General features: G+C 47.2%; 9 protein-coding genes. 7 read left to right on the top strand and 2 right to left on the bottom strand.

Annotated elements, in window-relative coordinates; translation table 11 throughout:
• Both YWE_RS30375 and YWE_RS0108745 read right to left on the bottom strand, forming a co-directional pair.
• On the bottom strand, window positions 1–176 hold a 176-nt coding region (locus tag YWE_RS30375), incomplete at its 3' end, for a transposase (RefSeq protein ID WP_071605848.1).
• A gap of 150 nt (window positions 177–326) precedes the next feature.
• Window positions 327–1,520, bottom strand: a complete 1,194-nt coding sequence (locus YWE_RS0108745; RefSeq protein WP_036015519.1) for a tyrosine-type recombinase/integrase — start codon at window positions 1,518–1,520, stop codon at window positions 327–329.
• A 534-nt stretch (window positions 1,521–2,054) separates the two neighbouring features.
• Here YWE_RS0108745 and nuoA point away from each other — a divergent pair.
• From nuoA to nuoH, 7 genes are all read left to right on the top strand, one after another.
• Entirely contained in the window at window positions 2,055–2,483 is a 429-nt protein-coding gene (gene nuoA, locus YWE_RS0108740; protein ID WP_029094180.1) for an NADH-quinone oxidoreductase subunit NuoA, read from the top strand.
• An 18-nt stretch (window positions 2,484–2,501) separates the two neighbouring features.
• Window positions 2,502–3,176 (top strand): NuoB/complex I 20 kDa subunit family protein, encoded by a 675-nt coding sequence (locus YWE_RS0108735; RefSeq protein ID WP_029094179.1) that lies wholly within the window; start codon window positions 2,502–2,504, stop codon window positions 3,174–3,176.
• A 54-nt stretch (window positions 3,177–3,230) separates the two neighbouring features.
• Window positions 3,231–5,027, top strand: a complete 1,797-nt coding sequence (gene nuoC, locus YWE_RS0108730; protein WP_029094178.1) for an NADH-quinone oxidoreductase subunit C/D — start codon at window positions 3,231–3,233, stop codon at window positions 5,025–5,027.
• A 2-nt stretch (window positions 5,028–5,029) separates the two neighbouring features.
• Window positions 5,030–5,515 (top strand): NADH-quinone oxidoreductase subunit NuoE, encoded by a 486-nt coding sequence (nuoE, locus tag YWE_RS0108725; protein ID WP_029094177.1) that lies wholly within the window; start codon window positions 5,030–5,032, stop codon window positions 5,513–5,515.
• The gene (gene nuoF / locus YWE_RS0108720; protein ID WP_036015516.1) at window positions 5,512–6,879 is read left to right on the top strand and encodes an NADH-quinone oxidoreductase subunit NuoF; all 1,368 of its coding nucleotides are present in this window, start codon (window positions 5,512–5,514) and stop codon (window positions 6,877–6,879) included. The genes nuoE and nuoF overlap by 4 nt, the downstream gene beginning before the upstream one ends.
• A 77-nt stretch (window positions 6,880–6,956) precedes the next feature.
• Window positions 6,957–9,698, top strand: coding sequence for an NADH-quinone oxidoreductase subunit NuoG (gene nuoG, locus YWE_RS0108715; protein WP_029094175.1), 2,742 nt, complete (start codon window positions 6,957–6,959; stop codon window positions 9,696–9,698).
• A complete protein-coding gene (gene nuoH, locus YWE_RS0108710; protein ID WP_029094174.1) occupies window positions 9,695–10,672 on the top strand; it encodes an NADH-quinone oxidoreductase subunit NuoH in 978 nt (325 codons plus the stop codon). Before nuoG ends, nuoH begins: the two co-directional genes overlap by 4 nt.
• Window positions 10,673–10,687: the final 15 nt, after the last annotated feature.

Below are 10,687 nucleotides of genomic sequence, written 5' to 3'. Positions count from 1 at the left end.
ACGGGGTCGATGGCCGGTCTGCCATTATTGGGGCAGTAGAGGTGCGCGACAGCATCGCGGATAAAGCCAAAGTCGATGGCGGCATCAATTTTGCGTACCAGATGGTCTTCGGGGACGAGTTCATCAAGGGNGATAGTTTCAAACTGGTATTGTTGTGGGGAGGCGTCTCTAAGCATGGTAGTCAGTCCATTTTTTGTACTGACCTTATTAGATCAAAGTCCTAGCCTTTTGACTAGGACTTTGTCATCAGTCTGAGGGGAGGCCAAAAGCCTCCCCTCTTTTCTCTTTATTTTACTGACTGCCTTAGAACGCCAAATACCGTTTCTTCAACAGACTAGGCCTTCTTTTTCGAGTTTATCCATATAGTCAGCATACCACTGCAACATCTCACGTCTGCCATCCAGATACTGAGCATGGTTATAGGTACCTCGGATGGAGTTTTTGTCGGCATGAGCAAGCTGAGATTCAATCCATGCGGTGTTGTAACCCTGTTCATGCAGAATAGTACTCATCGTGTGGCGAAAACCATGCCCAGTGGCTTTACCATTGTAACCAAGAGCCCTTAATAACTGATTTATACTAGCAACACTCATAGGCTTACTATTGTCATTGCGACCGGGAAATATAAGAGAATGCCCACCAGTGATATGCTGTAAACAGCGCAGTGTTATCAACGCTTGCTGAGATAACGGGACTAAATGATTTCTTTTCATCTTCATTCTAGACTTCGGTATTTCCCATAGCATTTTATCAAAATCAATTTCTATCCATTCTGCTGACCGTAATTCAGTGGTTCTCAATCCGGTTAACATCAGGAGTCGAGTAGCATGGTGGGTAATGAAACTCCCCGTGTATTGTGTTAGCTTATTTAAGAACTCAGGGAGCTCTTGTACTAATAGAAAAGGATTGTGCTGTTTTTGATAGCTTTGCATGGCACTTGCAAGGTCGGGGGCTGGATTATATTCAGCTCGGCCGGTAATAATGGCATAACGGAAAGCCTCCCCACAGAGTTGTCTTACCTTACTGGCTAATTGAGGTGCGTTACGTTTTTCTATCCGCTGTAGTAAAGCCAGAAGCTCCAGAGGCTTAATATCAGAAATAGGGCGGTTACCTATAAACGGAAACACATTATTTTTAAATGCTTGAATGACATAACTCGCATAGTTTTTTGACCATGTGGAGATTTTCCCTGTGTACCATTCAATCGCAATGGCTTCAAAAGTATTTTCATTGAATAATTTTTTTGCTATTTGCTTAGACTTTTTAACTTCACTTGGATCTTCTCCGGTCGCAATTATTTTTCTGGCCTCATCCCGCTTGTTTCTTGCATCAGCAAGTGATACGTCGGGATAGACACCAAATGAAAGTTTTTTCTCTTTACTTGATATGCGATATTTTAGTTTCCAGTATTTTGAGCCATTGGTATTAATCAGAAGGTATAAACCTCCTCCATCTGATAGTTTGTAAGGTTTATCCCTAGGTTTAGCGGTATCGACCTGACGAGCATTAAGTGAAGACATTTTGGGCCTCATTTTACCTAGCACGATAAGCCCCCAATTAAGCCCCCATTAGAGTATTGATTTAGGGTTTTGGAGGTTGATGCTGATTGAAAATAGAAAGGGAAATATCTTTATAGTTACTGATTATAAAGGAATTTACTTTACTTTGATAGATAAGGGTTGATGTGCTTTGTATATCTATGAAAGAAATGTTTATTCCTGTGCTCTGCATCAAAGAAAAAGCCCCGATTGAAAGGTGGTAAAAATATCTATTTCTGTCAAAATAGCGAACTGATTGAGTTGTCGTATCCGTTTTGCTGACTCGATTTAGTTAGTAATGAGAGTTATGACGTTATTTTTGTGACTTGTATTGATAAATGTTTTGTTGATGTTGACAAAATGTTGTTGAAAAGAGTAAAACTCCACATTAATCATTGCATAAGATAATGAATAGCTTTTGGGTATGGACGTTTTTTCCCTTTAATCGACGTAGTCATCGGATTGGCCACATTTATGCGATCCGGTAAATACTATTTTTAAGAGTAGTAAGAGCATATGCCTACAAGTACTGAAGTTGCCGCCCATCATTGGGCTTTTGCCGTATTCCTTGTTGTAGCACTTGGCCTGTGTGCCTTAATGCTAGTTGGTGCGTACTTCCTCGGTGGACGTGCCAGAGCAAGAACCAAGAATACGCCTTATGAATCAGGTATTGATGCAGTAGGATCGGCGCGTCTGCGCCTCTCCGCTAAATTCTACCTGGTTGCCATGTTTTTCGTCATCTTCGATGTTGAAGCCCTCTATCTGTTTGCGTGGTCGGTCTCTGTCCGTGAAAGCGGTTGGATTGGATTTATCGAAGCTGCCATTTTCATTTTTGTTCTTCTGGCCGGACTATTTTATTTAGTGCGCATTGGTGCACTTGACTGGACGCCTCAGCGTTCTAAACGTCAGTTGAAGAATACAAATAATACCCCTAGCAATTTTTAGTAACAGCGAGGCTTGAAGATGAAATATACGCTCACTCGCGTAGATATTGACGGTGAAAATGATCGTTATCCGCTGCAAAAGCAAGAAATCGTCACCGATCCCCTAGAGCAAGATGCTCACAAAGGCATTTATATGGGCAAGCTCGATACCGCCCTTAATGATGTGGTTAACTGGGGGCGTAAAAACTCTCTTTGGCCTTTTAACTTTGGCCTCTCTTGTTGTTACGTAGAGATGGTAACTTCATTTACCGCCGTTCATGATATTTCACGTTTTGGTGCAGAAGTATTGCGCGCCTCTCCGCGTCAGGCTGACTTTATGGTTGTTGCCGGCACTTGCTTTGTGAAAATGGCCCCGGTAATCCAGCGTTTATATGAGCAAATGCTTGAGCCTAAATGGGTTATCTCAATGGGTGCCTGTGCTAACTCCGGCGGTATGTATGATATTTATTCTGTAGTACAAGGCGTTGATAAATTTTTACCGGTTGATGTTTATATTCCCGGTTGTCCGCCGCGTCCTGAAGCTTACATGCAGGCACTATTATTATTGCAAGAGTCCATCGGTAAAGAACGTCGTCCGCTTTCATGGGTTGTTGGTGAGCAGGGTGTTTACCGGGCTAATATGCAGTCAGAAAAAGAACGCAAGCGCGGTGAGCGTATTGCTGTCACTAATCTGCGTACGCCAGACGAAATTTAACCACTGAAGCAATAAATCTGAATTTATTTTGAGTAATGAGCGGCGAAAACAATTATGACAGATCCGATGACGCAAGAGCTCGCCCAACCAGCTTGGGAAACACGTGATCATCTCGATGATCCGGTAATAGGTGAACTGCGCAACCGTTTTGGGCCAGATGCCTTTACCGTACAGCCTACGCGTACCGGTGTTCCGGTAGTGTGGGTTAAGCGCGAGCAACTTTTAGAGATCATGACCTTTTTGCGTAAGCAACCAAAACCTTATGTCATGCTGTTTGACTTACATGGTGTTGATGAGCGCTTACGTACCCACCGCAACGGTTTACCGGCTGCGGATTTTTCCGTCTTCTACCACCTGATTTCAATTGAGCGCAACAAAGACATTATGTTGAAAGTGGCGCTGGCAGAAAACGATCTTCACGTACCTACCGTGACCAAAATATTTCCGAACGCTAACTGGTATGAGCGTGAAACTTGGGAAATGTTTGGTATCACCATTGATGGCCATCCAAACCTACGTCGCATTATGATGCCGGACAGTTGGGAAGGGCATCCATTGCGTAAAGACTACCCGGCTCGTGCCACCGAATTCGATCCCTTTGTGTTGACTAAAGCCAAAGAAGATCTGGAGATGGAAGCCATGACCTTCAAGCCTGAAGAGTGGGGCATGAAGCGCGGTACCCAAAATGAGGACTTTATGTTCCTTAACCTGGGTCCTAACCATCCGTCTTCACACGGTGCTTTCCGTATTGTTTTACAGCTTGATGGTGAAGAGATTATCGACTGCGTGCCGGATATCGGTTATCACCATCGCGGCGCAGAAAAAATGGGTGAGCGCCAGACATGGCACAGTTACATTCCGTTTACCGATCGTATCGAATACCTCGGTGGCTGCGTAAATGAAATGCCCTATATCTTAGCCGTTGAAAAACTGGCCGGCATTGAAGTTCCTGATAGAGTAAAAGTTATCAGGGTTATGCTGTCTGAGCTGTTTCGTATTAACAGCCACTTACTGTATATCTCTACCTATATTCAGGACGTCGGTGCAATGACGCCGGTGTTCTTCGCTTTCAGCGATCGAGCCCGTATTTATGATATCGTTGAAGCCATTACCGGTTTTCGTATGCATCCGGCCTGGTTCCGCATCGGCGGTGTAGCGCATGATCTACCGAAAGGCTGGGAAGGGCTACTGCGTGAGTTCTTAAACTGGATGCCTAAGCGCCTAGAGTCCTACGTTAAGGCTGCGCTAAAAAATACTATTCTGAAAGGCCGTACTATCGGCGTTGCTCAATACAGTGCTGAAGAGGCGCTGGCATGGGGCGTTACCGGTGCAGGGCTGCGCGCAACGGGGATTGATTTTGATATCCGTAAAGCCCGCCCTTATTCAGGCTATGAGAACTTCGAGTTTGAAGTACCGATCAGTTATAACGGCGATTCTTATGACCGCGTCATGCTGAAGGTTGAAGAGTTACGCCAGAGCTTACGTATTTTGCAACAGTGTCTGGATAATATGCCTGAAGGGCCGTTTAAAGCAGACCATCCGCTTACTACGCCACCGCCAAAAGAGCGTTCATTGCAGCATATCGAAACCCTGATTACCCATTTCTTACAGGTATCATGGGGTCCGGTTATGCCAGCCAATGAATCTTTCCAAATGGTGGAAGCAACCAAAGGGATCAACAGCTACTACTTAACCAGCGACGGCGGCACCATGAGCTACCGTACTCGGGTTCGTACGCCAAGCTATGCACACTTGCAGCAGATCCCGTCCGTCATTCGTGGCTGTTTAGTATCAGACTTAATTGTCTATCTGGGCAGTATTGATTTTGTTATGTCAGACGTGGATCGCTAGTTATGACCGATAAAGAAATTTTCACGCTGAGCGCTGAAGAACTTGATGCCATCGAGCATGAGAAACATCATTATGAAGACCCAAGAGCTGCATCGATTGAAGCTTTAAAGCTGGTGCAGAAAAAGCGCGGTTGGGTTCCGGATGGTGCTATCAATGCGATTGCTGAAGTACTGGGCATTCCTGCCAGTGATGTTGAAGGCGTAGCGACTTTTTATAGCCAAATTTACCGTCGTCCGGTTGGCCGCCATGTGATTCGCTACTGCGATAGCGTGGTGTGTTATATCAATGGATATCAGGGAATTCAGGCTGCTCTTGAGAAAAAACTGGATATCAAACCGGGCCAGACCACTTTCGACGGGCGCTTTACGCTGTTACCGACCTGCTGTTTAGGTAACTGCGATAAGGGGCCTAGCATGATGGTGGACGAAGATACTCATGAGCATCTGAAGCCGGAAGATATTGAGAAACTACTGGAGCAATATCAATGAGCGGGTCAACTTTTTTAGGAACGCAACGTATTCTTACGGAAGAGCAGCATCCGCTGACTTGGCGCCTGCGTGCTGACCAGCAGCCGGTATGGTTTGATGAGTATCGGGCTAAAAGTGGCTATGTCGGTGCTGAAAAAGCGCTGAAAGGTATGTCTCCGGATGATATCGTTTCTACGGTGAAAGACTCCGGGCTTAGCGGCCGCGGCGGTGCGGGTTTCTCCACCGGTCTTAAGTGGAGCCTGATGCCGAAAGACGAAAGCATGAACGTTCGTTACATCCTGTGTAATGCGGATGAAATGGAGCCGGGTACCTATAAAGACCGCCTGTTGATGGAGCAGTTACCCCATCTTCTGGTTGAAGGCATGCTGATCGGCGGCTTCGCACTTAAAGCTTATCGCGGTTATATCTTCCTACGCGGCGAATATATCGAAGCGGCAGAAAACCTGCGTCAGGCCATTGAAGAGGCGAAAAAAGCCGGGTTCTTGGGTAAAAATATTCTGGGCAGCGGCTTCGATTTTGAACTGTTTGTTCATACCGGTGCCGGGCGTTATATCTGCGGTGAAGAAACTGCATTAATTAACTCTCTTGAAGGCCGTCGTGCCAATCCTCGTTCTAAGCCACCATTCCCGGCAACTTCCGGTGCATGGGGTAAACCGACCTGTGTTAATAACGTTGAAACCTTATGTAACGTGCCGTCAATTATTGAGCACGGTCCTCAGTGGTATCGCGGATTATCGGCAAGTAAGAGCGAAGACGCAGGCACTAAATTAATGGGCTTCTCTGGTCGGGTGAAAAACCCGGGGCTTTGGGAATTGCCGTTTGGTATTACAGCGCGTGAATTATTAGAAGATTACGCCGGCGGTATGCAAGACGGTCTGAAACTGAAAGCCTGGCAGCCGGGTGGTGCAGGTACTGATTTCCTGACTGATGCTCACCTCGACTTACCGATGGACTTTGCCAATATCGCTAAAGCCGGAAGCCGTTTAGGTACCGCATTAGCCATGGCTGTTGATGATAAGATCAATATGGTCGGATTAACCCGTAATATTGAAGAGTTCTTCGCACGCGAATCCTGCGGCTGGTGTACGCCTTGCCGTGACGGTTTACCGTGGAGCGTGAAAATCTTAACTGCATTAGAACGTGGGGAAGGCCAGCCGGGCGATATTGAAACCCTTGAACAGCTGTGTCGCTTCCTGTCTCCGGGTCATACATTCTGTGCGCTTGCGCCGGGAGCCGTTGAGCCGTTGCAAAGCGCGATTAAGTATTTCCGCGAAGAGTTTGAAGCGGGCATCAAAGTTAAAACATTTAATAATCTGAACGCTATCGCCGGTATCCAGCCAAACCTGCTTAAGCAGCGTTGGTAATCGTCTAAGACGATATCTGGTAACGAATTTTTTAAGTTATATGCCCGCAGTTGCGGGCTACGGGAAGCATGCTGACTATGGCAACGATTCATGTAGACGGCAAAGAATATGAAGTTGACGGCGCTGAGAACCTGTTACAGGCTTGTCTCTCGCTCGGCCTTGATATTCCTTACTTTTGCTGGCATCCGGCGTTAGGTAGCGTCGGCGCTTGCCGCCAATGTGCGGTTAAGCAATTCCAGGGGCCTGATGATAAACGCGGGCGTTTGGTGATGTCTTGTATGACTCCGGCATCTGACGGTAGCTTTATTGCTATTGAAGATGAAGAAGCCAAGAAGTTCCGCGAAGCTGTGGTGGAATTTTTAATGGTAAACCATCCTCACGACTGTCCGGTCTGTGAAGAGGGCGGAAACTGTCATTTGCAGGATATGACCGTAATGACGGGTCATAGCTTCCGCAAATATCGTTTTAATAAGCGTACGCACAATAATCAGGACCTGGGGCCTTTCATTAACCATGAAATGAACCGTTGTATCGCCTGTTACCGCTGCGTTCGTTATTACAAAGATTATGCGGGTGGTGAAGACTTAGGCGTATACGGTGCCCATGACAACGTTTATTTTGGTCGCCCTGAAGATGGCACTTTAGAAAGTGAATTCTCCGGCAACCTGGTTGAAGTGTGTCCTACCGGTGTATTCACCGATAAAACCCACTCAGATCGTTATAACCGTAAATGGGATATGCAGTTCGCGCCAAGCATCTGTCAACAGTGCAGCGTAGGTTGTAATACCAGCCCGGGCGAGCGTTATGGCGAACTTCGCCGTATTGAGAACCGCTATAACGGTACGGTAAACCACCATTTCTTATGTGACCGTGGCCGTTTTGGTTACGGTTATGTCAATTTGAAAGATCGCCCGCGTCATCCGCTGCAATTGCGTGGCGTTGACTGGGTAAATCTTAACCCTGAGCAGGCTATGCAGGGTGCCGCAGACGTTTTACGTCAGTCGAAGAAAACCATCGGTATTGGTTCACCGCGCGCCAGTCTGGAAAGTAACTTTGCTTTACGCCAGTTGGTCGGTGCTGAGAACTTCTCAACCGGTATGGGGGCAGCAGAATTAGCCCGCGTTCAACTGATGCAAAAGGTTCTGCGTGAAAGCGGAATTTATACCCCTTCGCTGCGTGAGATGGAAAGCTACGATGCGGTTCTGGTATTGGGTGAAGATGTCACTCAAACCGGCGCGCGTATAGCTCTGGCTCTGCGTCAGGCAGTAAAAGGCAAAGCTCGCGAAATGGCTGCAGCACAGCGTGTTGCTGACTGGCAAATTGCGGCGATTCAGAATATCGGACAGCATGCTAAATATCCGTTGTTTACCACCAACGTAGATAAAACCCGTCTGGATGATGTCGCGGCATGGAACTACAGTGCATCGGTTGAAGAGCAGGCGCGTTTAGGTTTTGCTATCGCTCATGCTATCGACGGTAAAGCACCGAATGCGCTTGATTTACCGGCTTCGCTGAATGGTAAAGTTGATATTATTGCTCAGGCATTATCCGGCGCAAGAAAGCCACTGATTGTTACCGGTAGTGGTGCAGCCAGTGACGATATTATTCAGGCCGCGGCAAATATTGCTTTAGCTTTAAAACAGAAAGGTCTGGAAACGGGTATTACCTTTGTCGCAGCAGAAGCTAACAGTATGGGCGTTGCTATGATGGGCGGTAGCTCAATCAATGATGCTTTAGCCCAAATTGAAAGCGGTGAAGCTGATACGCTGATTGTGATGGAAAATGACCTTTATCGTCATGCGCCGGCCGACAGGGTAGATGCTGCGTTAGCTAAAGTTGAGAACCTGATCGTCGTTGACCATCAGCGTACCGCGGTGATGGATAAAGCGACCATGATTCTTTCCGCAGCAAGCTTTGCAGAGAGCGACGGTACCTTAGTTAATCAGGAAGGCCGTGCTCAGCGCTTCTTCCAAGTTTATGAGCCTTCGTTCTACGATAAAGATCCGGCAAACAAGAGCTACATTCTTGAAAGCTGGCGTTGGTTACATTCGCTGCAAAGCGTTTATACCAGCCGTCAACTGGACTGGACATTACTGGATCACGTTGTGTCGGCCTGTGCCGAAGAGTTCCCACAGCTGGCCGGTATGGTGAATGCCGCTCCGGATGCGTCTTTCCGTATTCGCGGAATGAAAATTGCTCGTGAGCCACATCGCTACAGCGGCCGTACTGCAATGCTGGCGGACGTTAACGTGCATGAGAAACGCCAACCAAAAGACAATGACACAGCCTTTGCTTACTCAATGGAAGGTTACAGTGCTCCGGAAGCCGATCGTCAGCAAATTCCATTTGCATGGGCTCCGGGCTGGAACTCACCTCAGGCGTGGAATAAATTCCAGTCTGAAGTCGGTGGGAGTCTTCGGGCAGGGGATCCGGGCATTCGATTGATTGAGCCACAGGATAATGCATCTCTGGCTTATTTCGATGCGGTCACTAGGGCTCCGGTTAAAGCGGAAAACGCTTGGCGTGTTGCTCCTTACTATCATCTGTTCGGTAGTGATGAAATGTCTCAGCGTTCAGACGTTATTCAACAGCGTATGCCTGAAGCCTATGTCATGCTCAATCCACAGGATGCGGCCTCATTAAGCGTCAGCACTGGCTCATTAGTTGCCTTTAGCTGTTCAGGTGCAGATCTGAAGCTACCGGTAAGAGTCAGTGAGTCTCTGGAACAGGGACTGGTCGGTTTACCTCTAGGTTTACCGGGTATCTCTCCTGTATTAGCAGGCGAGCGTGTTGAAAACCTGAGGGAGGCAACAGTATGAGTTGGCTGGCTCCGGAAACCGTCGACATTTTGATTTCAGTAGGAAAGGCCGTTGTTATCCTGCTGGTAGTGGTAACTTGTGGTGCGCTGATGAGTTTCGGTGAGCGCCGCCTGTTATCTCTGTTTCAGGATCGTTACGGACCAAACCGTGTAGGACCTTTTGGATCGCTGCAGATAGTTGCAGATATGATCAAGATGTTCTTTAAAGAGGACTGGGTTCCTAACTTCTCTGACAAGATGATCTTTACTCTGGCACCGATGATCGCCTTCTGCTCAATGCTGTTGGCCTTCGCGATTGTACCGGTAACGCCCACCTGGGGTGTTTCAGACCTGAATATCGGCATACTGTTTTTCTTTATGCTGGCGGGGCTGGCGGTATATGCGGTGTTGTTTGCAGGCTGGTCAAGTAACAATAAATACGCATTGCTTGGTGCAATGCGTGCTTCAGCTCAAACCTTAAGCTATGAAGTGTTTTTAGGTTTATCGCTGATGGGCATTGTTGCCGTTACCGGCTCATTCAATATGCGCGATATCGTTGCCGCTCAGGCTGACCTGTGGTTTGTCATTCCTCAGTTCTTTGGCTTCTGTACCTTTGTGATTGCGGGTATTGCGGTATGTCACCGCCATCCGTTTGACCAACCGGAAGCAGAGCAAGAAATCGCTGATGGTTACCACATTGAATATTCAGGCATGAAGTTTGGTCTGTTTTTCGTCGGTGAATATGTCGGTATCGTTACTATTTCTGCCTTAATTGTTACGCTGTTCTTTGGCGGCTGGCAGGGGCCGTTCTTACCTCCGATTCTGTGGTTTGCCCTGAAAACAGGGTTTTTCATGATGATGTTTATTCTGGTGCGTGCTTCATTACCTCGTCCTCGTTATGACCAAGTAATGGCCTTTGGCTGGCGCGTATGTTTACCATTGACCCTGTTGAACCTGCTGGTAACTGCCGCAGTGATTCTAATCAGAGCGCAATAAGGGAGAGAGATTAAC

It is taken from the genome of Budvicia aquatica DSM 5075 = ATCC 35567, from assembly GCF_000427805.1.
Classification (GTDB): domain Bacteria; phylum Pseudomonadota; class Gammaproteobacteria; order Enterobacterales; family Enterobacteriaceae; genus Budvicia; species Budvicia aquatica.
This window is presented reverse-complemented; position numbering and strand designations above follow the sequence as displayed.